Source organism: Micromonospora sp. HM5-17 (assembly GCF_003762835.1).
Classification (GTDB): domain Bacteria; phylum Actinomycetota; class Actinomycetes; order Mycobacteriales; family Micromonosporaceae; genus Plantactinospora.
This window is the reverse complement of record NZ_RJWA01000006.1, coordinates 332,636-356,872: the sequence shown is the minus strand read 5'-3', so window position 1 is coordinate 356,872 and position 24,237 is coordinate 332,636. Positions and strand designations below refer to the sequence as shown.

Annotated in this window: 20 protein-coding genes and 2 pseudogenes; 17 read left to right on the top strand and 5 right to left on the bottom strand. The window is 73.8% G+C overall.

Annotated elements, in window-relative coordinates:
• Nucleotides 1-273: 273 nt before the first annotated feature.
• The 11 genes and pseudogenes from EF879_RS19390 (at nucleotide 274) to hpnH (ending at nucleotide 12,557) form a co-directional block, all read left to right on the top strand.
• Nucleotides 274-846, top strand: a complete 573-nt coding sequence (locus EF879_RS19390) for a CHRD domain-containing protein (protein ID WP_123560584.1) — start codon at nucleotides 274-276, stop codon at nucleotides 844-846.
• Nucleotides 847-1,144: 298 nt separating this feature from the next.
• On the top strand, nucleotides 1,145-2,491 hold the full coding sequence (locus tag EF879_RS19385) for a glycosyltransferase (RefSeq protein ID WP_158624206.1): 1,347 nt from the start codon (nucleotides 1,145-1,147) through the stop codon (nucleotides 2,489-2,491).
• A gap of 16 nt (nucleotides 2,492-2,507) precedes the next feature.
• Entirely contained in the window at nucleotides 2,508-3,350 is an 843-nt protein-coding gene (locus tag EF879_RS19380; RefSeq protein ID WP_148086484.1) for a DMT family transporter, read from the top strand.
• Nucleotides 3,351-3,567: 217 nt separating this feature from the next.
• Nucleotides 3,568-4,497, top strand: a complete 930-nt coding sequence (hpnC, locus tag EF879_RS19375) for a squalene synthase HpnC (protein WP_199736508.1) — start codon at nucleotides 3,568-3,570, stop codon at nucleotides 4,495-4,497.
• On the top strand, nucleotides 4,494-5,372 hold the full coding sequence (gene hpnD, locus EF879_RS19370) for a presqualene diphosphate synthase HpnD (RefSeq protein ID WP_123560792.1): 879 nt from the start codon (nucleotides 4,494-4,496) through the stop codon (nucleotides 5,370-5,372). Before hpnC ends, hpnD begins: the two co-directional genes overlap by 4 nt.
• Nucleotides 5,369-6,718, top strand: coding sequence for a hydroxysqualene dehydroxylase HpnE (gene hpnE / locus EF879_RS19365; RefSeq protein WP_123560578.1), 1,350 nt, complete (start codon nucleotides 5,369-5,371; stop codon nucleotides 6,716-6,718). The genes hpnD and hpnE overlap by 4 nt, the downstream gene beginning before the upstream one ends.
• A complete protein-coding gene (locus tag EF879_RS19360; protein ID WP_123560576.1) occupies nucleotides 6,715-7,752 on the top strand; it encodes a polyprenyl synthetase family protein in 1,038 nt (345 codons plus the stop codon). The genes hpnE and EF879_RS19360 overlap by 4 nt, the downstream gene beginning before the upstream one ends.
• Nucleotides 7,752-9,959, top strand: coding sequence for a squalene--hopene cyclase (gene shc, locus EF879_RS19355; RefSeq protein ID WP_123560575.1), 2,208 nt, complete (start codon nucleotides 7,752-7,754; stop codon nucleotides 9,957-9,959). Before EF879_RS19360 ends, shc begins: the two co-directional genes overlap by 1 nt.
• Nucleotides 9,960-9,988: 29 nt before the next feature.
• Nucleotides 9,989-10,429: pseudogene (locus EF879_RS28865) on the top strand (4-hydroxy-3-methylbut-2-enyl diphosphate reductase); the annotation flags it as partial.
• Nucleotides 10,430-10,510: 81 nt separating this feature from the next.
• Nucleotides 10,511-11,470 carry a 4-hydroxy-3-methylbut-2-enyl diphosphate reductase gene (gene ispH, locus EF879_RS28860; protein WP_255420928.1) on the top strand — a complete coding sequence of 320 codons (960 nt, stop codon included), beginning with the start codon at nucleotides 10,511-10,513 and terminating at the stop codon, nucleotides 11,468-11,470.
• A 37-nt stretch (nucleotides 11,471-11,507) separates the two neighbouring features.
• Nucleotides 11,508-12,557 (top strand): adenosyl-hopene transferase HpnH, encoded by a 1,050-nt coding sequence (gene hpnH / locus EF879_RS19345; protein WP_233604578.1) that lies wholly within the window; start codon nucleotides 11,508-11,510, stop codon nucleotides 12,555-12,557.
• Between the two features lie 88 nt (nucleotides 12,558-12,645).
• On the opposite strand, the gene EF879_RS19340 is transcribed toward hpnH, so the two are convergent.
• The 3 genes from EF879_RS19340 to EF879_RS19330 form a co-directional block, all read right to left on the bottom strand.
• Nucleotides 12,646-13,407 carry an SDR family oxidoreductase gene (locus tag EF879_RS19340; protein WP_123560573.1) on the bottom strand — a complete coding sequence of 254 codons (762 nt, stop codon included), beginning with the start codon at nucleotides 13,405-13,407 and terminating at the stop codon, nucleotides 12,646-12,648.
• Between the two features lie 177 nt (nucleotides 13,408-13,584).
• Nucleotides 13,585-14,418: a helix-turn-helix domain-containing protein gene (locus tag EF879_RS19335; RefSeq protein ID WP_370375531.1), complete on the bottom strand. Its 834-nt coding sequence runs from the start codon at nucleotides 14,416-14,418 to the stop codon at nucleotides 13,585-13,587.
• A gap of 317 nt (nucleotides 14,419-14,735) precedes the next feature.
• Complete coding sequence (locus tag EF879_RS19330; RefSeq protein ID WP_123560571.1) at nucleotides 14,736-14,975, bottom strand: DUF397 domain-containing protein; 240 nt, start codon at nucleotides 14,973-14,975, stop codon at nucleotides 14,736-14,738.
• A 464-nt stretch (nucleotides 14,976-15,439) separates the two neighbouring features.
• On the opposite strand from EF879_RS19330, the pseudogene EF879_RS19325 reads away from it, so the two are divergent.
• A pseudogene (locus EF879_RS19325) lies at nucleotides 15,440-16,033 on the top strand (GGDEF domain-containing protein); the annotation flags it as partial.
• 211 nt (nucleotides 16,034-16,244) lie between these two features.
• Nucleotides 16,245-16,526 carry a hypothetical protein gene (locus tag EF879_RS19320; RefSeq protein ID WP_123560569.1) on the top strand — a complete coding sequence of 94 codons (282 nt, stop codon included), beginning with the start codon at nucleotides 16,245-16,247 and terminating at the stop codon, nucleotides 16,524-16,526.
• Between the two features lie 152 nt (nucleotides 16,527-16,678).
• Here EF879_RS19320 and EF879_RS19315 read toward each other — a convergent pair whose 3' ends face one another.
• The gene (locus EF879_RS19315) at nucleotides 16,679-18,196 is read right to left on the bottom strand and encodes an alpha-N-arabinofuranosidase (RefSeq protein WP_123560567.1); all 1,518 of its coding nucleotides are present in this window, start codon (nucleotides 18,194-18,196) and stop codon (nucleotides 16,679-16,681) included.
• Nucleotides 18,197-18,482: 286 nt separating this feature from the next.
• Between EF879_RS19315 and EF879_RS19310 the strand changes: the two genes are divergently transcribed.
• Together EF879_RS19310 and EF879_RS19305 are read left to right on the top strand one after the other, a co-directional pair.
• Nucleotides 18,483-19,448, top strand: a complete 966-nt coding sequence (locus EF879_RS19310) for a hypothetical protein (protein ID WP_233604577.1) — start codon at nucleotides 18,483-18,485, stop codon at nucleotides 19,446-19,448.
• Nucleotides 19,449-19,451: 3 nt separating this feature from the next.
• Entirely contained in the window at nucleotides 19,452-21,038 is a 1,587-nt protein-coding gene (locus tag EF879_RS19305) for an asparagine synthetase B (protein ID WP_123560565.1), read from the top strand.
• A gap of 96 nt (nucleotides 21,039-21,134) precedes the next feature.
• Here the strand turns inward: EF879_RS19305 and EF879_RS19300 are convergent, their stop codons facing one another.
• Nucleotides 21,135-22,334, bottom strand: a complete 1,200-nt coding sequence (locus EF879_RS19300) for a PLP-dependent aminotransferase family protein (RefSeq protein ID WP_199736506.1) — start codon at nucleotides 22,332-22,334, stop codon at nucleotides 21,135-21,137.
• A gap of 434 nt (nucleotides 22,335-22,768) precedes the next feature.
• Here EF879_RS19300 and EF879_RS19295 point away from each other — a divergent pair, with 434 nt between their 5' ends.
• Complete coding sequence (locus EF879_RS19295) at nucleotides 22,769-23,368, top strand: response regulator transcription factor (protein ID WP_123560561.1); 600 nt, start codon at nucleotides 22,769-22,771, stop codon at nucleotides 23,366-23,368.
• A 138-nt stretch (nucleotides 23,369-23,506) separates the two neighbouring features.
• Nucleotides 23,507-24,106 carry a response regulator transcription factor gene (locus tag EF879_RS19290; RefSeq protein WP_199736505.1) on the top strand — a complete coding sequence of 200 codons (600 nt, stop codon included), beginning with the start codon at nucleotides 23,507-23,509 and terminating at the stop codon, nucleotides 24,104-24,106.
• Nucleotides 24,107-24,237 lie beyond the last annotated feature (131 nt).

The window sequence follows — 24,237 nt, the reverse complement described above, 5'->3', positions numbered from 1 at the left end:
GCCGGGCCGGTCGCAGCCGGCCCCGCGCCCGCCACGCTGACCCGCGAGCCGGCCACCGCCGCCGGGTTCGCCCCGGTCGAGGTGGTACGGGCGCGAGCCTGGTGGCATCGAGCGCCCCGTGTTCCGGGCGCTGTCCACGATCCGTCACCTGTGGTCCGTCTCCGTGGGCTCGGATCGCCGTTACGCAGAGTAACGAACACTCCGTCGGAGGCGGTCTCGCCCCTGGGCGATCGACCGTCTCAGCCGGGCGGTGATCCGACAGGGGAGGCGGCGATGACGACCAGACGATGGTGGGGTCTTGCGGCCTCGGCGATCGCCCTGTCGGCCGCCGCGGCCGGGACGGCGCGGCTGGCCTACGGCAACGCCGACCGCTACGGCGGCGACGAGGACCGTGGCGGGTGGAGCGTGCGTCAGGAGCGCCTCACCGGCTACCAGGAGGACCCGCTCGTCGTCTCCACCAGCGGTAGCGGCCGCTTCTCCGCCCGAATTGATCCGCATACCCCGGAAATCAGCTACCAGCTCAGCTACGAGGGGCTCGCGGGCGAGGTCACACAGGCGCACCTCCATCTCGGCGGGTGGGCGCAGAGCGGCGGGATCAGCATCTTCCTCTGCACGAACCTCGGCAACGGGCCGGCGGGCACCCAGCCCTGCCCCGCCGCGCCGGCGTCGATCTCCGGCACCATCCGGGCAGCCGACGTGATCGGCCCCGACGCCCAGGGCATCGCGGCGGGGGAGATCGGCGAGGTTATCGCCGCCATCCGGGCCGGCCGGATGTACGTCAACGTGCACACCTCGCGCCATCCCGGCGGGGAGATCCGGGCCCAACTCGGCCACCGGTACCGGTAACCGTCCGGGCGGCACCGCCGCTCGGCACGGCCCCGGTGACGTCCGCTCTCCCACCTCCCGCAGCCGGCGCCTCACCCGGGTCCGGCATACGTCGGGATACCGAGTCTACGGCGCAGCGGCCCTGCCGGAGGGCGGAACGAGTCCGGCGAGGCGCGAGTCCGACGGGCGAAACCACGAGGAATCTTCGCACTCTCGGCGGGTAGAGGGTGGGATGAGCTTCACTCCCGGGTGGTTTCGGACGAACCGCGCGGAGGCGCCCGAGCCGTCGTCCGGCAGCGGAGAGCGACCTCCACTCGTCATGATCATTTACGCGAGCGCGGGTGCCGGCCACGACGGCGCGAGTCGGGAACTGGCCCGTCGGCTGCGTGCCCGCGGTCTGCGGGCCGACTGCGTGGACTTGGCCGACATCTTTCCCTGGCGGTTGGGACGGCTGCTCCGCGGCACCTACCACGGCATTCTGAGCCGGCTCCCCTGGGTCTACGGACTGCTCTTCGCCATCGGGGGCAACTTCAGTCGGGCCGCGCCGATCACCCGGGCTCTGCTGCGCCCGGTGCGGCCCCGGGTGCTCCGGGCGCTGCCGCCGGACACCCGCGCGGTCGTCTCGACGTACCCGGTGGTCAGTCAGCTCCTCGGGCCGCTGCGGCGCGAGGGACGGCTCGGCGTACCGGCCATCACCTATCTGACCGACTTCGCGGTGAATCCCATCTGGGTCTCGCCCGGCATCGACGTGCACTGCGCCGCCCACGTCACCACCCGGGCCGAGGCGCGGGCGCTCGGCGCCGGTGAGGTCCGGGTGGCCGGCCGGATGGTCTCGGCGGCCTTCCGTCCCGGGACGGCGGAGGAGAAGCGGCGGATCCGCGGGCGCCTGGGGCTCCCGGTCGACGCCCGGCTCGCCCTGCTGGTCGCGGGTTCCTGGGGGGTCGGCGCGGTCGCCCGGACCGCGGCCGAGATCGCCGAGACGGGGGTGGCCGTACCGGTCGTGGTCTGCGGACGGAACACAGGCCTCTACCGCCGGCTGCGGCGCCGCGGGATCAACCACGTCTTCGGCTGGGTGGACGACATGCCCGAGCTGCTGCGCGCGGCCGACGTGCTCGTGGAGAACGCCGGCGGGCTGACCGCGCTGGAGGCGATGGCCTCGGGCGTGCCGGTCGCCACCTACCGGCCGATCCCCGGTCACGGCCGCGCCAACGCCGCCACCATGGCGCAGGCCGGCGTCGCGACCTGGGTCCGCCGGCGGGCGGACCTGGCCCCGGCGCTGCTCCGGCTCGTCGACGGCGCCGCCGGGCAGCGGCAGCGGGAGACCGGGCTCGCGCTCTTCACGATGGACCCCGCCCAGGTCGTCGCCGACGTGACCCGGGGCATCGCGGCGCCGCCCCCGGTCCCGGAGCGGGGCGGCGCGCCGGGACGGGGGCCCGGCTCGCCGGCGCCGGTCGACGATCCGGCGCTGTTCGAGCCCGCGGCGTTCCGCAAGCCGGCCGACGGCCCGGTGCCGCCCGAGGTCGGGGCCGGGCGGGCGGCACGGCGTCGGACCCCGACCCGCTGGGGCGGGCTGCGCGCGGGGGTGGCGCGGTGGTGGACCAGGCCGGACCGCCCCCACGGCAGCGGTGGCGCCCGGGCCGCCAACCGGCCGGGCCGGCGTACCTGAGCCGCGCGGAGGCCCGGTGAACGGCGTCGCCATCGCACTGGGGCTCGCCTCGGCCGCCTGCTTCGCCGTGAGTTCCGTCCTGGAACAGCAGGCCGCCAAGCGGGAGGAGTCGACCCGGACGATCGACCCGCGTCTGCTGTTCCGGCTCGCGCACCGACGGCTGTGGCTGCTCGGGTGGATCCCGGACGGCATCGGCACCATCCTCCAGGCACTCGCGCTCCGGTTCGGTGCGCTCGCCCTGGTCGAGCCTCTCCTGGTCAGCGGGTTGTTCATGGCGATCCCGCTGGAGGCCGCGATCGAGCGTCGCCGTCCGCACCGACGGGACCTGCTGGTGGTGGCGATGGGGGTTGCCGGGCTGACCGCGTTCCTGGTCACCGCGAATCCCCGGGGCGGGGTGGAGGAGCCGACCACCCTGGGCTGGGTCGGCGTCGGGGCCGCCGTCGGCGCCATCGTCGCGGTCTGCCTCCTCGTCGCCTGGCGGACCCAGGACGCCACCCGAGGCCTCATGCTGGGCATCGCCACCGGGCTGCTCTACGCCGTGGCCGCCGCCCTGCTCAAGAGCGTCACCGAGAAAATTCCGGACGATTTGACCGGGGTGGTCACCAACTGGCACCTCTACGCCCTGCTGGTGATCGGCGGCGCGGCCCTGACCCTGAACCAGAACGCGTACCAGGGCGGGCCGATCGCCGCCCCGCTCACCGCGATCGCCCTGCTCGACCCGTTCACCAGCGTGCTGATCGGAGTCACCGCATTCGAGGAGGAACTCTCCCTCGAGGGGACGCGCCTGGTCGTCGGGCTGCTCGGCGTCGTCGTGATGAGCGTCGGCATCTGGCTGGCCCGGCGTACCCGGTCAAGCTGACACGCCGCGGTCGCGTCCGTGTCGGCCGCAGTGGCGTCCGTCCCGGCCGGGGTAACCCGGACACGCCAGAAAGGAATTCGGCAGCCCGCACCGCCGAGCGTGGGAATTTGGGTACGCTCGGTGAAGATTACTGAGCGCGAGCGATGGGCTACGACCAAACCGGCGCGGCGGTCCGGCTGGACTCGGGAGCCGACCGGACCTCGCGAGAGGCGGCAGCGTGCTTGATCTGACCGACGATGCCCTCGGCCATCCGTCCGCGGATCGGCCCGGCGAGCGCCGGCAGCCGGAGACCGTGCTGGCCGGGGAGAACTTCCCCGTCGCGCTCCGCGTCCTACCGACGCGGATCCGCCGGCACCTGCTCGCCCTCTACACGTACGCCCGATACGTCGACGACCTGGGCGACGAGCCGGACTCCGCCGGCCGGGACGACGGGCCGGAGGCGCGGCTGGCCGCGCTGCACCACGTCGAGCGCGCGGTCCGGGCGCTCTACGAGGGCCACCCGCCCCGCCACCCGGTGCTGGTCCGGCTGGCGCCGACCGTCGTCGAGTGCCGGTTCCCGCTCGACCCGCTGCTCCGGCTCATCGAGGCGAACCGCCGCGACCAGCAGGTCACCCGGTACCCGACGTTCGGCGCCCTGGTCGAGTACTGCCACCTCTCCGCCGACCCGGTCGGCGAACTGGTGCTGCACGTCTTCGACGCCGCCACCCCCGCCCGGATCACACTCTCCAACCGCATCTGCACCGCACTCCAGATCATCGAGCACCTCCAGGACGTGGCCGAGGACCGGCGCCGCGGCCGGATCTACCTGCCGACCCGCGATCTGGCGGCCGCCGGGGTGCCCGAGGAGACGCTGGACGCGGCGCGGGCCGACGAACCGCTCCGGAAGGTGGTCCGCCGCCAGGCCGAACGGGCCCGGGAACTGCTCGACGCCGGCGCGCCGCTGGTTGGCGACCTGCGCGGCTGGGCCCGGCTGGCGGTCGGCGGGTACGTCGCCGGTGGGCGGGCCGCGCTCGCCGCGTTGGCCCGGGCCGACTACGACCCACTGCCCGGTCCGCCGAAGCCGACCCGTGCCGGCATCGCGGCCGCCTGGCTCCGCTCGTGGCGGATCCCGGCCGTCGGCCGGCGCCGGACCGGAGCCGGCGGATGAGCGGGGACACCGGGCTGGAGCGCGCCTACCGGGAGTGCGCGCGGGTCACCCGTACCCAGGCCCGCAACTTCTCGTACGGCATTCGGCTGCTCCGCCCCGACCGGCGGGCCGCGCTCTGCGCCGTGTACGCGGTGGCCCGCCGCATCGACGACATCGGCGACGGCGATCTGCCCGCCGCCACCCGGCTGGCCCGGCTGGACCAGGTCCGGGCGGCGCTGCACCGGCTACCCGACGCGGGCGGCGACCCGGTGCTGGTCGCCCTGGCCGACGCCGCCACCCGGCTGCCGATCCCGCTCTCCGCCTTCGACGAACTGGTGGACGGTTGCCTCGCCGACGTGCGGGGAACCCGCTACGAGACCTTCGAGGAGCTGATCGGGTACTGCCGGCGGGTGGCCGGCTCGATCGGCCGGCTCTCCCTCGGCGTCTTCGACCTGCGTCCCGGGGCTGACCGGGCGGAGGCGGCGGAGTTGGCCGACACCCTCGGCATCGCCCTGCAACTGACCAACATCCTCCGGGACATCGTGGAGGACCGGGGGGTTGGCCGGATCTACCTGCCCCGGCGCGACCTGGACCGCTTCGGGTGCGCCCTCGACATCGACCCGGGCGGCGGGCTGACCGACCCGCCGGAGCGTCTGGCGGGGCTGGTGCGCTGGCAGGCCCAGCGCGCCGAACGGTACTACCGGACCGGGCTGCGGCTGCTGCCGATGCTGGACCGGCGCAGCGCGGCCTGTGTGGCGGCGATGGCCGGGATCTACCACCGGCTCCTGGCCCGGATGATCGCGGATCCGTTGGCGGTCACCCGACGCCGGGTGGCCCTGTCTGGCTGGGAGAAGGCGTACGTGGCGGCACGGGCGATGACCCGGAGCGGGTCATGACCACCGAGGAGGTCTGCGTCATCGGCGGCGGCCTGGCCGGCATCGCCTCGGCGGTGCGGCTGCTCGACGCCGGGCACCGGGTGACCCTGCTGGAGGCGCGTCCGGCGCTCGGCGGCGCCACCTACTCGTTCCGGCGCGGCGAGCTGACCGTCGACACCGGCCAACACGTCTTCCTCCGCTGCTACCAGCAGTACCGGGGGCTGCTGGCCCGGCTCGGCAGCACCGACCGGGTCACGGTGCAGGAGGGGTTCGCGGTGCCGATTCTCCGGGCCGGCCGCCCACCCCACCTGCTGGCGCGCAACCGCCGGCTGCCCGCCCCGGCGCACCTGTTGCCGGCGCTGCTCCGGTACCGGCCGCTGGCGTTCGGCCAGCGGATGGCGGCGGTCCGGGCCGCGGCCGCGCTGCGGCGGGTCGAACCGGACGATCCGGCCGCCGACCGAATCAGCTTCGGCGCCTGGCTGGCCGCGCACGGCCAGGACAGCGAGACCGTGCGGTGCCTCTGGGAAATGATCTGCACCGCGGCGCTCAACGCCCCGCCGGCGCAGGCCTCACTGGCGCTGGCGGCCCGGGTGTTCCGGACCGGACTGCTCGACCGCGCCGACGCCGCCGACCTCGGCCTACCGTCCGCGCCCCTGGCCGAACTGCACGGCAAGCCCGCCGCCGCCCTGCTGCGCCAGCGGGGCGCCACGGTCCGCACCGGAGTCCGCGTCCAGCAGATCCGCGTCGAGGGGAGCCGGTACCGGATCGCCGGCGAGGGGGGTGGGCTGACCGCCCAGGCGGTCGTGCTGGCCGTACCGCACCCCCAGGCGGCCCGCCTGGTGCCGCCCGAGGCCGCCCCGGATCGGGCGCGCTGGGCCCGGCTCGGTGCCGCCCCCATCGTCAACGTGCACGTGCACTACGAGCACCGGGTCACCGATCTGGCGTTCGCGGCCGGGCTGGACACCCCGGTGCAGTGGGTCTTCGACCGGACCCCGGCCGGCGTGTCCGGCCAGTACCTGGTGGTCTCCATCTCCGCCGCCGAGCAGGTGCTGGGAATTCGGGCGGGCGAGCTGGTGCGGACCTACCTGGCCGCCCTGGCGGAGATCTTCCCGGCGGCCCGGCGGACGCGGGTCCGGGACGCGTTCGTGACCCGGGAACCCCGGGCGACGTTCCGGCAGGGGCCGGGTTCGCGGAGCGCCCGCCCGCCGGCCCGGACCCGGTCGCCCGGGTTGGCCCTGGCGGGCGCATGGACCGACACGGGGTGGCCGGACACGATGGAGGGTGCGGTGCGGAGTGGCCAGCGGGCCGCCGAGGTCGTACTCGCCCACCTCGGTTCGACATCGAACGCGACGGAGGCACCGACATGAGCATGATGCTGCCCAGCGTCCTCGCCACGGTGGAGGAGCTCGTCCAGCCCGAGATCCGTACCGCACTGGAGCGGATCGACGAGCGCACCCGGCTCGTCGCCGGATACCAACTGGGGTACTGGGACGCGACGGGCGAACCGAGCGGCCGCGCCGGCAAGGGGTTGCGTCCCGGCCTGGCCCTCCTCTCCGCCCGGGCCGCCGGCCAGCCCATGGAGCGGGGGCTACCGGCCGCGGTGGCGGTGGAACTGGTGCACAACTTCTCGCTGCTGCACGACGACGTCATCGACGGCGACCGCGAACGGCGGCACCGGCCGACGGCCTGGGCGGCGTTCGGAATCGGCCCGGCGATCCTCGCCGGCGACGCGCTGCTCGGCCTGGCCGACGAGGTGATCTGCGCGGCGCCGGACGTGGACGTGCGCGCCGGTCTCGCCACGCTGCACACCGCGATCCGCCGGCTGATCGCCGGTCAGGCCGCCGACGTCGAGTTCGAGCACCGCTCCGACGTCACCCTCGACGAGTGCCTGGCGATGGCCAGGGACAAGACGGCCGCACTGCTCGCCTGTTCGGCGACGCTCGGCGCGGTGCTCTGCGGTGCGTCGCCGGCGGTGGTCGACGGGCTCGCCCGGTACGGGGAACGGCTCGGCCTGGCCTTCCAGCTCGTCGACGACCTGCTCGGGATCTGGGGTGAACCGGCGGTCACCGGCAAGCCGGTCCTGGCCGACCTGCGGGCCCGGAAGAAGTCGGTGCCGGTGGTCCGCGCCCTGACCGCGGGCGGCCCGGCCGGCAGCCAGCTCGCCGAGCTGTACGCCAGCCCGGGCGACCTCTCCGCGACGGAGCTGGCGTTGGCGGCCACGCTGATCGAGGAGGCCGGGGCCCGGGACTGGACGGAGAAACAGGCCGACCGGCTCCTCACCGAGGCTCTCGCCGAGCTGGACCAGCTCGGCGAGGTGGGGGCGACGGGCGGCGCCGACCTCCCCGGCGTGCACGCCGATCTGGTGGCGATCGCGCACTTCATGACGGGACGGGACCACTGATGTCTGGACTGCTTTCTCCCGGTGGTGCTCCGGCCGGCCCCGAGACGGGCGGCCACCCCGAGGCCTCGGAGACCCGACGTACGGCCGGGATTCCGGCCCCGCTGTGGGACCAGGCCCGGGCGGCGCTGGACCGGGCCCGCGACCTGCTGCTCTCCCGTCAGCAGCCGGAGGGCTGGTGGCAGGGGGAGCTGGAGACCAACGTGACGATGGAGGCCGAGGACCTGCTGCTGCGGGAGTTTCTGGGCATCCGTACCCCGGAGGTGACCGAGCCGACGGCGCGGTGGATCCGGTCGAAGCAGGGGGCGGACGGCGCCTGGGCAACCTTCTACGGTGGGCCCGGCGACCCCTCCACCACGATCGAGGCGTACGCGGCGCTGCGGCTGGCCGGCGACCCGCCCGAGGCCGAGCACCTGCGGCGAGCCCGCCAGTTCATCCTCGCCCACGGCGGCATCGAGCGGAGCCGGGTCTTCACCCGGATCTGGCTGGCGTTGTTCGGCGAGTGGTCGTGGCACCGGCTGCCGGCGATCCCGCCCGAGGTGGTGTTCCTGCCGCCCCGCTTTCCCCTCAACGTCTACGACTTCGCCTGTTGGGCCCGGCAGACCATCGTGCCGCTGGCGATCGTCCGATCGCTGCGGCCGGTACGCCCGCTCGGCTTCTCCCTGCGCGAGCTGCGTACGGGGCAGCGTCCCGAGCGACCGCCCTCGCTGCGGCGGCGCGCCGGCTGGATGCACCGCCTCGACGCGGCGCTGCGGCGGTACGAGCGCCATCCGATCGGCCCGGTCCGCCGCACCGCGCTGCGCCGGGCCGCCGAGTGGGTCATCGCGCGGCAGGAGGCGGACGGTTCCTGGGGCGGGATCCAGCCGCCCTGGGTCTACTCGCTGATCGCCCTGCACCTGCTCGGCTATCCCCTGTCGCACCCGGTGCTGAAGGCCGGGCTCGCCGGCCTGGAGCGGTTCACCGTACATGAGGAGACCCCGGACGGGCCGGTCCGCCGGCTGGAGGCGTGCCAGTCGCCGGTCTGGGACACGGCGCTGGCCGTGACCGCCCTTGCCGACGCCGGGGTGTCGGCCGGGCATCCGGCGCTGGATCGGGCCGCGCGGTGGCTGCTGGCCGAGGAGATCCGGGTGCCGGGGGACTGGGCGGTACGCCGGCCGGGCCTGGCTCCGGGCGGGTGGGCGTTCGAGTTCGACAACGACGGCTACCCGGACACCGACGACACCGCGGAGGTGCTGCTCGCGCTGCGGCGTACCGGGGCGGACCCGGCCGTGCGGGCTGCCGTCGCCCGCGGTGTCGCCTGGTTGCGCGGCATGCAGTCGGCGGACGGTGGCTGGGGTGCCTTCGACGTCGACAACACCCGCGCGATCGCCCGCGATCTGCCGTTCTGCGACTTCGGCGAGGTGATCGACCCGCCGAGCGCGGACGTCACCGCGCACGTGGTGGAGGCGCTCTGCGCGGAGGGGCTGGCTGACTCGGCGGCGGTCCGGCGCGGCGTGGCCTGGCTACGACGCCACCAGGAGGCGGACGGTTCGTGGTTCGGTCGGTGGGGCGCCAACCACGTCTACGGCACCGGCGCCGTCGTCCCGGCGCTGATCGCCGCCGGGGTGCCCCGGGACGATCCGGCCGTGGTCCGGGCCGTCTGCTGGCTGCATCGCCGGCAGAACCCGGACGGCGGCTGGGGCGAGGACATGCGCTCGTACCGCGACCCGTCGTGGCGGGGACGTGGCGTCTCGACCGCCTCCCAGACCGCCTGGGCGCTGCTGGCGCTGCACGCCGCCCGTACCGACGACATCGGCTCGGTCAGCCGCGGACTGCGCTGGCTGGTCGAGACCCAACGCCCGGACGGCGGCTGGGACGAACCGCAGTACACCGGCACGGGCTTCCCGGGGGACTTCTACATCAACTACCACCTCTACCGCCTGGTCTTCCCGGTGAGCGCCCTGGGGCGGCTGCTCGCCGACCCGGGCTGGCCCGGCGTCGTGCCGGCGGCGCCGGCGGAGCTGACGGCCGAGGTCGGGCCGGCGGCGCCGGCGGAGCCGACCGGAGCTGTTGGGCCGACCGGAGCGGCGCAGCTGGCCACGCGGGCGGAGGCGACAGCCCGGACGGAACTGGCGGACCGGGTCGCCCCGGCCGGCGGGTCGGACGGTGGTGCCGGTCCGGCCGGCGGGCGTGGCCGGACCGAGCTGGTCGACCAGGGTGAGTCGAGTTGACCCGGGACGACTGGGTGCTGTTCGCACCCATGCGGATGGAGGCCCGGGCGCTGCGCCGGGGACTGTCGCCGGGCGCGCCGCTGTGCCGTACCGGGCGAGGACTGGCCCGGGCAGGCCGCGCCGCCGCCCGGCACTCCGGGGCCGGCGCCCTGGCGGTCGCCGGCATCGCCGGCGGCCTCACCACCGCACTGCGCCCCGGCGACGTCGTCGTCGCCACCGAGGTACGCCGGGCCGACCGGCCGGACGAACCGGCGGTGCCCTGCCCGGCGGCCCCGATGGTCGCCGCGGCGCTGCGGCGCCGTGGCCTGACCGTCCACCTCGGACCGGTGGTGACCAGCCGTCGGCTGGTCGACGGCCCGGTCCGGGCCCGGCTCGCCGCGACCGGGGCGCTCGCCACCGACACCGAGTCGGCGGCGCTGCTGGCCGGGGCCGCCGGCCGCCCCGTGATCTGTGTGCGGGTGGTCGCCGACGTCCCACCGGAGCGGCTGTACCGTCCGCTGACCTGGAAACGGGTCCGGGCCGCGCTGCGTACCCTGCCGAAGGTCGCCCCAGTGCTCGTCGAGTGGGCCGCCGCGACCAGCGCCGGGGAGGTGGTGCTGGCCGCGCCCCGGTCGTTCTGCGCCGGGGTGGAGCGGGCGATCAGCGCCGTCGAACAGGCCCTTGCCCGGCACGGGCCGCCGGTGTACGTCCGCAAGCAGATCGTGCACAACACGCACGTCATCGCCGACCTGCAACGTCGGGGTGCGGTCTTCGTCGACGAGCTGACCGAGATTCCCGACGGTGCGCCCACCGTCTTCTCGGCGCACGGTGTCGCCCCCGCGGTCCGGGCCGCAGCCGCCGACCGGGGACTACCGGTGATCGACGCGACCTGCCCGTTGGTGACCAAGGTGCACAGCGAGGCCCGCCGGTTCGCGGGCCGGGGCAACACCGTGCTGTTGATCGGGCACGCCGGACACGAGGAGACCGAGGGCACCCTCGGCGAGGCACCCGGCCGGATCGCCCTGGTCGAGAGCGTCAGCGACGCCGAGCGCGTGGAGGTCGCCGACCCGGACCGGGTCTCGTACCTGGTGCAGACCACGCTCGCGGCCGACGAGGTGGCCCGGGTCCTCGACGTCCTGCGGCGGCGGTTCCCGGCGTTGACCGGCCCCTCCTCCGACGACATCTGCTACGCCACCACGAACCGGCAGGCGGCGCTCCGCGAGGTCGCGGCCGTCTCCGACGTGGTCCTGGTGCTCGGCTCGGCCAACTCCTCCAACTCCCGGCGACTGGTGGAGGTGACCGAACGCGGGGGAACTCCCGCGTACCTGGTCGACGCCGTCGACGCGATCGACCTTCGGTGGCTCGCCGGGGCACGGACGATCGGCGTGACCGCCGGCGCCTCGGCCCCGCCCCGACTGGTCGACGAGGCCGTCGCGGCCCTCGCCGGGCTCGGCGTCGACGGGATACGGGAGTACACCACGCACACCGAGGACGTGCATTTCACCCTTCCCAAGGAGATACGGACACCATGACGGGGAGTAGACAGCGAGGCGAGGCGACGGACGAGGGATGGACCAGCCCGACGGGGGCGCGAGCGGGAGCGGGGTGCTGACGATGGGGATGCCACTGCGGCAGAGCATGCGGATCGGGCGGTACCTGATCGGCCAGAAACTACGGCGACGGACCCACTTTCCGCTGCTGCTCGAACTCGAACCGCTCTTCGCCTGCAACCTCGCCTGCGCGGGCTGCGGGAAGATCCAGCACCCGGCGGACGTGTTGAAGCGCCGGATGCCGGTGGAGCAGGCGATCGCGGCGGTCGAGGAGTGCGGCGCCCCGATGGTCTCGATCGCCGGCGGGGAGCCGCTGATGCATCCGGAGATCGACAAGATCGTCGACGAACTGGTCAAGCGGCGGAAGTACGTCTTCCTCTGCACCAACGCCGCCCTGCTCCGCAAGAAGCTGGACCGCTTCCGTCCGTCCCGCTACTTCTCCTTCGCGATCCACATCGACGGGCTGCGGGAGCGGCACGACGCCTCGGTGTGCAAGGAGGGCGTCTTCGACGAGGCGGTGGCGGCCGTGAAGGAGGCGAAGCGGCGCGGTTTCCGGGTCACCAGCAACACCACCTTCTTCTCCACCGACACGCCGCAGACCGTCATCGAGGTACTCGACTACCTGAACGACGAGCTCCGGGTGGACCAGATGATGCTCTCCCCGGCGTACGCCTACGACAAGGCACCGGACCAGGACCACTTCCTCGGGGTGACGGAGACCCGGACGATGTTCCGGAAGGCGTTCGCCGACGGACGCCGCAAGCGGTGGCGGCTGAACCACTCGCCGCTCTTCCTGGACTTCCTCGAGGGCAAGGTGGACTTTCCGTGCACCGCGTGGGCGATTCCGTCGTACTCGCTCTTCGGCTGGCAGCGTCCCTGCTACCTGCTCGGCGACGGCTACGCGAAGACGTACCGGGAACTGATCGAGACCACCGACTGGTCGGCGTACGGCCGAGGCCGGGACCCGCGCTGCGCCAACTGCATGGCCCACTGTGGCTACGAGCCGACCGCCGTCCTGGCCACCGTCTCCTCGCTGCGGGAGTCGCTACGGGCGATCCGCTCCACCTGAGCCGCCGCGTACCGGAGGTCGTCGTAGCCGGTCCGCGCCGCGCCGGCGTCTTCGGCGTAGGCCCGGCCGCGCGATCGACGGAGGACGCTCAGCCGTACCGGTCGGCGAGGCGGCGGTAGGTGGTGGGTAGGGTGGCCCGGACCGCGATCGGCAGGTACATCCAGCGGGGCAGGCACACCTCGGCGCGACCACCGAACATGCCGGCGAGCAGCGCGGCCGCGGCCTGTTCCGGGCTGACGGGTCGCGGTCGTCGCCGTGGGTACGGGCGACCGCGACGGGCGAAGAACGGTGTGTCCACCACGGCCGGGACCAGTTCGGTGACGACCACGCCCCGGCCCGCCGTCTCCTGGCGCAGGCTGTCGGCGAAGACGCTAAGCCCCGCCTTGGTCCCGGCGTAGACCGCCTCCTCCCGGACGCCGAGCCGGCCGGCGATGGAGCCGACGAAGCCGAGATGTCCGCCGCCCCGGGCGAGCATGCCGGGCAGGACCGCCCGGGACAGCAGCATCGGGGCGGTCAGGTTCGCCGCCACCAGCGCCTGGATCCCGGCGTCGGTCATCTCGGTGAGCGGGCCGGCCCAGCCCTGACCGGCGTTGTTGACGAGGATGTCGACCCGGCCCGCGGTCTCCAGCACCCGGGCGGCCAGCGCCGCCGTCTGGTCCGGGTCGGTGAGGTCGCACGGGATCGGCGTACCGCCGGTGGCGGCGGCTGCGGCGGCGAGCCGCTCCGGATCGCGGCCGGTGAGGAAGACCCGCGCTCCCGCGGCCGCCAGCCGGGCGGCGGCCGCCGCGCCGATCCCCGAGGATGCCCCGGTGACCAGGGCGACCCTGCCATCGAGCCGACGCGGTCGCATACCGGTAGTGTGACCCATCCGTGGTGCGGCGGCCGGGCGGAGCGCCGAAGTGTGCCCGGTTCCGGGACCGCCCGTGATCAGCTCGTGGACCACGGTTGAGACTGCGGCCACCGTCCCGCGTGGCCGGCGGGCGGCGCCCGACGCGCTGACCGGGCCGGTGGCGTGGGATGCCGACGGTCAGGCGCCACCGAGGTCGTGTAGGACGGACCGCAGGAACTCCGTGGTCGCCGACGGTGACTCCGCCTGGACGCAGAGCCGCTCCATCGCCGCCACGTAGTAGTCGACGTCGTCGCGCTTGTCCAGGTAGAGCGCGCTGGTGAGCTGCTCCATGTAGACCACGTCCGGCAGGTCCTGTTCCGGGAAGCGAAGCACCGTGAAGGCGCCACCGGCACCCGCGTGTCCACCGGCCCGGAACGGGATCACCTGGATGGTGACGTTCGGCAGTGCGCTCGCCTCGATCAGGTGTTTCACCTGGCCGCGCATCACCTCGACGCCACCGATCGGCCGACGCAGCGCCGCCTCGTCCACCACCACCCACAGGTGTGGCGCGTCGGGACGGTGCAGGATCTTCTGCCGGTCCATCCGGAGGTTGACCCGCCGTTCGACCTCCTCGGCCGGTGCCCGGTCGTGGGCCAGCAACACGACGGCGCGGGCGTAGTCGCGGGTCTGGAGCAGGCCGGGAACGTACTGCACCTCGTAGGTACGGACCAGCGCGGCAGCGGCCTCCAGGCCGAGGTACGACTGGAACCAGTGGGGCAGGACGTCGCCGTACCGGTGCCACCAGCCCGGATTGTTGGCCTGGCGGGCGAGGGAGAGCAGCGCCTCGCGTTCGCGCTCGTCCGTCACCTGGTACAGGGTCAGCAGATCCGCGACGTCGCGCTCCTTGAAGCCCACCCGACCCAGCTCCATCCGGCTGATCTTGGACCCGGAGGCCCGAATCTCCCAGCCCGCATCGTCGCGGCTGACGCCTCTGGCCTCGCGCAGCTTCCGGAGCTGGCTGCCGAGCAGGATGCGCAGCACGGTCGGGCCGCTGGCGCTGCCCTCGAGGGTCGACACCCCGGAAGGAGTCGTCTCGTCGTCGGCCGTCGCCCTGCCACTCGGGACCGGCCCTCGGCCGGATCGCGCCATCGTCACGTGCCGCCTCCGCATGCTCGACGCAGCCCACCAAGGCTGGGCCAAGTCCGTCGGTAAGCATGCCATGGCCGGAGGGTGAGGAGGGAAGGCCCCGGCGGCAATTTTCCGTACCCGGTCGGGTCGCCCGCTCCGCCGTCGCTCGCCGCGCGGGTCCCCGACCGGGCAGCGGTGGGGCGGTCTACCCGATGCGGGGTCTACCCGATGAGGTGGTCGAAGTCGCCGTCCCGGGCACCGAGGATGAAGGCCGCGATCTCGTCGGTGGTGTAGATCAACGCCGGTCCGTCGGGGTCCCGCGAGTTCCGGATCGCGACGCCGGCGCCGTCGGGCAGCTGAGCCATCTCGACGCAGTTGCCACTCGGGTTGCTGCGGCGGCTCTTCTGCCAGGTGAGTGGCGGTAGCTCGTGGACGGACATGCCGTTGTAGGTGTGAGTCATCGCGAGTCTTTCTGGAGATCCCGAAGGGGCTGTGGACGCGTGCCGCGTGGGCCGGATGTGGTGGCTCGATTCCTCCCCGTGGACGCGCCGGAGCCCGTGACGGTGGGTTGCCACCGCCGACAGGTCTGTGCGTGCAAGACCATCTGCACGTGCATCTGCTCTTGCGTCTGCACCTGATAGCGAGCATGATAGCGCCTGTACGGGTGTGTCCGTTTGTTCACTTTTAGTGATGGAGGCGGGGGGCCATTGCCTGCGACAATGCGGTGTCAGAGCGAAGGATTTCCCCCTCGTGTGCCGCCCGGCCTGCGACGATGGTCGTCAGCGCATCGCGACGAACCCGTTTCTGCCTGTGCTGGGAACCGTAAACTTCGGTCACCAAGCGTCATCGAACATCGGCAACTGTCGACCCCTGGTGCGGGTGTCCGCCCGGCGCCGAGTCGGACGTCGTGAAGGGACCGTGCACTGTGGACCCCTTCACCCTCGCTGCCGGAGCCGCCGCGGCCGCCGGCATCGGCGCGGCCTGGGGGATGCGCGTCCGGGTCCGGAACGTCCAGGCCGAGGTGGAACGGCTCCGCGAAGAGCTGGCGGCGGCGCGGCACGCGGCCAGCCACGACCCCCTCACCGGCCTGCCCAACCGGCGAGCCTTCTACCAGATCGGCGCCGCACTGGTCGCCGATTCCCGCCAGCACCCCCTCGTCGCGGTCCTGCTCGACCTCGACGGCTTCAAGCAGATCAACGACCGGTTCGGACACGCCATCGGCGACCAGGTGCTGGTGGCGGTCGCGTGGCGGTTCGCGGCGTACGCGGGGAACAACCGGGTCGCCCGGCTCGGCGGAGACGAGTTCGCGGGCCTGCTCACCGCTGTCCGGGGCGACAGCCGGTGGCTGCACCAGACGGCGCGGCGGCTCGCGGAGCTGGTGTCGGCGCCGATTCACGTCGCCGAGCGGGGCATCGACCTGCGCGTGACCGCGTCGATCGGGATGGCTCCGGTGCAGGGCCGCATCCAGCTCACCGAGGCGCTGGACCTCGCCGACGCCGCGATGTACCGGGTGAAGAGCGGCCGGGGTCGCATCCCGGCCGACGACGGCACCGGCGGGATGGCCGGTCCGCTGACCGCCGGCGGGGAGCCGACCTGGTCGTCCGGATGCCCCGCACCCCTGCCCCGGCTCGGCCTGGCCGAGAGCCGTAACGCCGGGGTCCCCAGCCCCACCGTCCCGGCCAGGGAACTGCTCGAGACGACACCGGCCGCCGAATCAGGAGGACAGTGACATGCCAGTCCCCACCGTGGATCCGGACCGCCGCGACCCTGCGGAGATCGACCCCACCGACACCTACCGGCCGACGGATCCGGTCTGGGTCTACCGGGCCGGCACCTGGCGGGCGGGTCGGATCGAGACCGCCTCGGCGCTCGCCGCCACCGTCACGTACCGGCCCAACTGCGCCCGCGGCACCGGGGTGGACACCCTGACCGCCCGGTACGTGATCCGTCGGTCCGAGCCGGACCCGTTGCTCGACGAGGTGCCGGTCATCGAGACCGTGGCGCGGCGCTGACGGACGACGGACCCGGCCGCCGGGCGGGCCGCCGGACCGGCGAGCTTGCTCCGTCCCTTTCGGACGTCTCGGACCCGGGGCCGTCGGCGGTCGTCGGCCCCGCCCACCGGCCGGCGGCCCCCGCGGAGCCCTCGCCGCCGGTCCGGGTACGGCTACTCACCGACCCGGATCCGGAGCACCGTCCACGACTCGGGTGCGAGGTCGACCTCGGTCTGCGCGGCGCCGGGGCGGACGTTCCGGTGCTCCACCGGTTCGGCCGCCCGGGCGGCCTCGGCGGTGACCAGTTTTCCCCCGTGGTCCGCCACGATGCTCGCGCAGCCGGCCACCGTCCAGCCCGGGAAGTCCGGGTGACGCAGCCGTGCCGTCACCGGCCGGTCGGTCCGGTTGACGAGGAAGACCGCCGCCGTGCCCTCGTCCGGGTCGTAGGTGGCCGCGCAGCTGGTGGCCGGCACCTCGCCGTGTCGGGCGGTCTCGAGGGTCGGCGTCTCCACAACCGGCCGCAGGGCCGTGCCCCGGGCTGCCCGGGCCGTGTGGGCGAACGGGTAGAACGTCGCCAGCCGCCAGGCGTCACCCCCCGGCTCGGTGGCGATCGGGGCGATGACGTTGACCAGCTGCGCCAGGCAGGCGACCCGGACCCGGTCCGCGTGATTGAGCAAGGTGATCAACAGGTCGCCGACCACCACCGCGTCCAGCAGCCGGTAGCGGTCCTCGAAGAGCCGGGACCCCTCCGGGAGGATCGCGGAGGTGTCGACCGGTGTGGTCTCGGACATGTACCACACGTTCCACTCGTCGAACGACAGCTTCATCCGCTTCGGGCTGCCCAGCCGGGCCCCGACGCTGTCCGCGGTGGCGATCACGTCGGCGATGAACCTGTCCATCGCGGCCCCGGAGCCGAGGAAGCTGGCCCGGTCGCCGTCGTGTTCCTCGTAGTACGCGTGCAGGGAGAGGTAGTCGGCGACCTCGTAGGTGTGCTCCAGAACGGTCCGTTCCCAGGCTCCGAAGGTCGGCATCTGCCGGCCGGAGCTACCGCAGGCGACCAGTTCGATGGTCGGGTCGACCCGGCGCATCGCGTGGCCCACGCGGGCGGCGAGACGGCCGTACTCGTCGGCGTCGCGCCGACCGACCTGCCACGGCCCGTCCATCTCGTTGCCCAGGCACCAGAGCCTGACCCCGTACGGCTCCGGGCTGCCGTTGGACCGCCGCCGGTCCGAGAGCGTGGTGCCGCCCGGGATGTTGCAGTACTCGACCAGGTCGGCGGCGGCCTCGATGCCCCGGGTACCGAGGTTGACCGCCATCATCGGCTCCACACCCAGCCGGCGGCACCAGGAGAGGAACTCGTCGGTGCCGACCCGGTTGCTCTCCAGGGTGCGCCACGCCAGGTCGAGCCGGCGCGGGCGTTCGGCCACCGGCCCGATCCCGTCCTCCCACCGGTAGCTCGACACGAAGTTGCCGCCCGGGTACCGCAGCAGTGTGACCCCCAGCTCCGTGGCGAGTTCGGCGACGTCGCGGCGGAAGCCGTACGCGTCCGCCGTCGGGTGTCCGGGCTCGTAGATCCCGGTGTAGACCGCCCGGCCCAGGTGCTCCACGAAGGAGCCGAAGATCCGACGGTCGATGGTTCCGAGCCGGAGGTGCGGGTCGAGGGTGATGGTGACCGGGGCCTGGTTCGGCATCAGGGGGTGCCCTCCTTCGGGGTGCCACGGTGAACCTGTCGATCGTGACACGTTCGGCCGGCCGGAGGGCCGTCGGCGTGGCCGGCGGTGCGACCGACCGGACCACGTCGGTCGACGGCGCGGCCGGCGGACGTGCACCGGGCGAGGGTGGAGGAGCGGAGACGGGCCGAGGCGCCCAACCGAAATAATCCGTGTTTTCCCTTTATCAGGTGATACTGTCCGATTCGGTGGCGCTGTTGAGTCACGTCCACGCTCTGCACCACGTCCAATCGGGGGAGAGTCGGAGATGCCGAGCCACGAGGGTGCCCGGGACGCCGACCCTCGGACACCGGAGGACGGGCGGCGCCCCGACGCCGGCGCCCGGTCACGCCCGCCGCACCATCCGACCCTCCCGCTGTCCGATCTGGTCCGGTACCGGGCCGCGGTCGCGGACCTGCGTGGGGAGGTGGCGGCCTACGCCGGTGTCGACAACCTGGCCAGGCTTGAGGCGGTGCTGACCGATCGGCTGACGGCCCCCGAGATCGCCGCGGTGCTCGACGCGCTGCCCGGTGGAACCGCGGAGGCGGCCGCGCGGCTCCGCGCCGAGGTCCGGGACTACCGGCCGAACAACCGCGGCGTGGCCCGGGACCTCTCCGACCTGATCAGGATCTACCTCCTCTCTCGGATCGACGTCCTGTGGTGGGGGCACCTGCCCGGGTACCAGACCGACACGGAGCTCCGGGAGGCACCGGAGCTGATCGACCTGGAGGCGCTGCGCCGCGGCGGGCTGATCCGGTTCCGGTACCGCCGGCAGACCGGCCGCCCGCTCGCCCGGGTGGGCCGGGCGGTCGAACGCCGGATCTGGCCGCACCGCAGACCGCAGGCCGACGGCCTCCGGTCCACCTGGACGCGGCCGGAGGTGGTGGCGCTGCTGAACCAGCTCGCCGTCGACCTCGCGCGACGCCGTACGGGTCCCACCCCGCCGCTGTGGGTGACGAGCCTGGCGCGAAGCCTCGAACACCAGCAACGGCTCCGCGCCCTCGGCTACGTCGCGATGCTGCCCAGCGGCCACTGTCTCGGCTACGCGATGGACCTGGAGATGTCCTGGTTCCGCCGCCTCGACGCGTACGGCGTCCTCGCCGCACTGCTGCGGGAACGCCAGGGCTGGGGGGACGTGAACGTGATCGACGAGGGGCAGTACTGGCACGTCTGCGTCAGCCCGCGGGCCGTGGCCCGGCTCCGCCGAGACTTCCTGACCGCGCTCGGGGGGTGAGCGGTGTCCGGCCTCGCCCTCGTTCTCGGCCCGGGCGCCGACCGCCCCACCTTCCAGCGGATGCTGGCGGCCCTGGCACCGCGGGGGGACCTCGCCGAGACCCGGCACCGACCGGATCTGCTGGCCGGCGTGCAGCGCCTGCGGATCGTCGACCGCGACCGTGCCCGGCAGCCCTGGTGCTCGGCGGACGGCCGCTGGCTGCTCTGCTACAACGGCGAGGTCTACAACCACCGGGAGCTCGCGGCCGAGCTGGCTCGCCTCGGGCGGCGGATGCGTACCGAGAGCGACACCGAGGTGGTGCTGGAGGCGTTCCTGGCCTGGGGTCCGGCCGCGGTCGACCGGCTGCGCGGCGACTTCGCGATCGCGATCGCCGACACCGTCACCGGGCGGCTCTACCTGGCCCGGGATCCGCTCGGCGTCCGGCCGCTCTACTGGGCGCGTCGCCTTCGCCGGCTGTACGTGGCCTCCGAGGTCAAGGCGCTGGTGCCGCTCAACGCGCCGATTCACGAGGTACCGCCCGGGCAGCACGGCTGGGCCGACGCCGGCACCGGTCCCGACCTGGTCCCGTACCGGGATCTCGCGCTGTTCGGCGCGGGGAAGCCGGTGCTCGCCGACCCGACCGAGGCGGCGCGGCTGCTCCGCGCGGCGTTCCAGGAGAGCGTCCGGATCCGGGTGGAGACCGACCTCACCGTGGGGGTGCCGTTCTCGGGCGGCCTGGACAGCACCCTCGTCCTGCTGTACGCCCGCCAACTCCACCACGACTGCGTCGCGTTCACCGTTGGCGCTCCCGACAGTCCGGACCTCCGGTACGCCCGGCGGCTCGCCGCCGCGCTCGGGGTGCACCACGAGACGATCGAGGTGCGGCCCCGCGACCTCGGGCTCGAGGACGTCCGGGAAGCCGTCCGGATGATCGAGCCGACCGAGTACGGCGACGTGTGCGATGCCGTCGTCTCGGTGCCGCTGTTCCGTCGGGTCCACGATCTCGGGGTACGGGTGGTCCTGACCGGGGACGGCGCCGACACGCTCTTCGGTGGATATCCGACCTACCACCAGGTCAACCCGGAGGCGGCCCGCCGGCTCTACCTTTACAAGATCAAAAATCTCTGCCGGACCGAACTCCAGCGGATCGACCGGGTCGGGCTCGGGCACGGCGTCGAGGCGCGGGTGCCGTTCCTCGATCCGGCCATGGTGGAACTCGCGACCCGGCTGCCCCGCGAGCTGAGGATGCGGCACGGTCGGGAGAAGTGGATCCTGCGCCACGCCTTCGCCGACCTGCTGCCCCGGGATATCCGTGAGCGACCGGCGAGCCCCCTGGCGTACGGGTCGGGGCTGTACGAGCGGATCCGGCTCTACCGGCCGCTCTTTGCCCGGTTCCACCGGTCCTTCGGCTACGCGCTGTACGGCCCGATGCGGCGGGACCTCGACACGGTCCTGACCCGGTGCGGCCACGACCTGGACCGGGCGTTGGCGGAGGGTCGGGCCCGGCCGGACCACACGGTGTTCGAACACGCCCGGGACCTGGCCGGGGCCGCCCGGTGGCGCGTCGGCCCGGTCGTCCGCCGGCTGACCGGGACGGGCCGGGAGGACTGACGCCCGACCGGGAACGATCAGGAGGGTCAGGGGCCGACGACGTGCCGAGGGTGGCGGCCGGGACCGGTGGAACGGCCGGCGCGCGGCATCTTTGGGTCAGGGGCTAATCCGTGCCGATGCCCCGGAGAGACCAGCGCTCCGATACGCCGCACCGAGCCGCCGTGCCGCCTCCGCCAGCGTCTCCGGGTCGAAGAGCGAGAACGACAGCCGGAGGTACCGGTGCCCGGTGTCGGCCACGTGGAACTGGTTCCCGGGCAGGTAGGAGACTCCGGCCCGTTCCGCGTACGGCAGCAGTCGGGTGCCCGCGGCCTCCTCGGGTAGGCGCAGCCACAGAAACCATCCGCCCGCGGGCACGGTGAACTCGGCCTGCGGCAGCCGCCGACGGACCGCCGCGACCAGGGCGTCGCGCTGTGCGGCGTAGCGGACCCGGATCGCCTCGACGTGCCGCCGGTAGAGACCGAGCGTCGCGAACTCGGCCAGGATCAGGGCGTTCGCGTGGTTCACCCCACCGCCGCTGTCGACGTAGCCGCGTGCCGTCAGCGCCCGGACCACCGGGGCGGCGGCGGTCACCCAGCCCAGCCGCAGGCCGGGCGCGACGGACTTGGCGAACGAGCCGATGCGCACCACCGTGCCGGTCTCGGCGGCACTGAACAGCGAGGGTGGTGCCGGCCCGGGATAGGCGAGTTCCCGGTAGGTGTCGTCCTCGACCAGGGTGACCCCGGTGCGCCGGGCCGCCTCGACCAGGTCGGCCCGGACGGCGGGCGGCAGCGACCGTCCGGTCGGGTTGTTGAAGGTCGGCACCAGGTAGAGCATCGGGACCCGTCGTCCCTGCCGGAGCAGTGCCCGTACCAGGTCGGTGGTGGCGACCGCATCGATGCCGTCCGGGCCGGTCGGGGCCGGCACGATGTCGACCCGGTGGTCGGCGATGATCCGCAGGGCGAGATGGTACGTGGGCGAGTCGACCAGGACGACGTCGCCCGGGCGGCAGAGGAACGCGGTGACCAGGTCCAACGCGTGTGAGGCGCCCGCGGTGACGAAGAGGTGCGTCGGGTCCGGCGCGGCACCGTCCACCTCGGCGAGTCGGTGGCACAGCCACTCGATCAGCGGTCCCGGCCCGGGGGCGTGGCCGTACGTCAGCATGGCGGCGCCGTACCGGCGCAGGGCGGAGTGCGTCGCCTCGGCCCAACCGTCGACCGGCAGCGCCGCCGGGTGTGGATGTCCCCACCCGAGGTCGATGGTCTCCGCCGCGGCGCGAAACTGCACGATGGGCAGTGTGGGCGGCATGGATGCCGGCATCGGACCACGATAGCCGCCGTGACCGGTGGTCGCGGTGCCCGCGAGCCGCCGCCGGCGCTCCAGACGTGCGTCATGGTAGACGCGGAGTTACGCTGTGGTACCTGTTCGCCTATCTCGGCGGGCCCCTCGCGACATGGCAGCGGTGTCAGCAGTGCGGCGCGGCCCGGTAGCGGTCAGGCGCGGTGTTCCGCCGCGACCCGGCGTGCCCCTCCTTCCCGGCTGATCAGCCGCTCGGCCACCCGCGTCGGGCCGGTGCGTCGGCCGCGCGCTGGTCCGCTGCCCCGGCCCGCGCGGTGCGTGCGCAGTCCGTCCGCGACCCGCCCCTCCGGACCGGCGGTGCCACCCGGACCGGGGTTCGTGACCCGCTCCGTCCGGATGCGCCGGACGGACGTCGTTGACCGTCGCAGGACGTGGTACCAGATCGGAGTGACCTCATGATCCGCGTGGTGATCGTGGAGGAGATGGGCCTGCTGCGCCGCGCGCTGTGCGCGATGTTGTCGCGTGAGGACGACCTCGAGGTGGTGGCCGACCTTCAGGAGCCCGACGGCCTCGTCCCGGTCGCCCGCGCGCGGCGGCCGGACGTGGTGGTGGTCGACATGGACCGGCCGGACACGCTCGCCGCGGTGGCGCGGCTCGGTGCGGAGGTGCCGGAGAGCGCCGTGCTGACGCTGAGCAGCCAGCCGTCGCCGGAGATGCTGCAACGGGCCCTGCGGGCAGGTGCCCGGGGGTTCGTCACCAAGAACCTGCCGCCGACCGAGTTGACCCGGTTGGTGCGCGCGGTGGCGGCCGGGGAGCGCGTGGTCGACCCCGTCGCGGCGGTCGCCGCACTCACCCCGTCGGCCGGTCCGCTGACCGAGCGGGAGCGGGAGGTACTGCGGATCGTGGCCGAGGGACTGCCGTTGAAGGAGATCGCCCGTCGGCTCTTTCTCGCGCACGGCACGGTGCGCAACCACCTCTCGGTGATCCTCCGCAAGACCGGCTCGCGGAACCGGCTGGAGGCGGTACGGCGGGCCCAGCGCGCCGGCTGGCTCTGACCGGTGCCCGGGTGGCGCCGCGGCCGGTGAGGCCGACCGGGCGCTCCGGTCCCGGCCGCATCGCCGGGCGTATCGGGGCTGTTCGTGTTTAGATGTTTACGCTTAGTGATCCTCTGTCGACAACGTGCTGGGGTAGACGTGATTCGGACGCTGCTCGCGCTCGACGGGGCCCTCGTGCGGGGAGCCCTGGCCTTCGTACTGACCATGCAGAGGGACATCGAGGTCGTCGCGGAGGTGGAGCGGGCCGAGGACGTCGCTCCGGCACTCCGGGCGCAGCGTCCCGACGTGGCGGTCACCGACGTCACGTTCCTCGGAACCGGTGTCCTGTCCGGACGGAACGCGTCCGTCGAACCGCCGCCGGTGCTCGTGCTGGTCGACCCGCGCCGGCCCCGGGTCCTCGGCGACGCCCTGCGCGCCCCGGGCCGACGGCTCGGGTTCCTCGGGAACGACGTCGCGCCGGAACGGCTGGTCGACGCCGTACGTCGGCTCGCCACCGGTGGTGCCGTCGTGGATGCCGAGCTCGTCGTGGCGGCGCTGAGCCGGGCCAACCCGCTCACCCGCCGGGAGGTGGAGGTGCTGGAGATCGCCGCCGAGGGATGGCCGGTGCTGGAGATCGCCAGCAAGCTCTCGCTCTCGCCGGGAACGGTCCGGAACCACCTGTCCCGGATCGTCGGGAAGACCGGCGCCCGGACCCGGATCGAGGCGATCCGGATCGCCCGTGAGGAGGGCTGGATCTGACCCGGGGCCCCACCCCGGCGCACCGTGTCCCCGCCCGCCCCGACGACGACCGGGCGCACGGTGTGCCACGCCCGATGTCACCCGGTACGCCAGGACGCCGACCAGCCGCCCGCCGCGGCGGATCCGGTCGC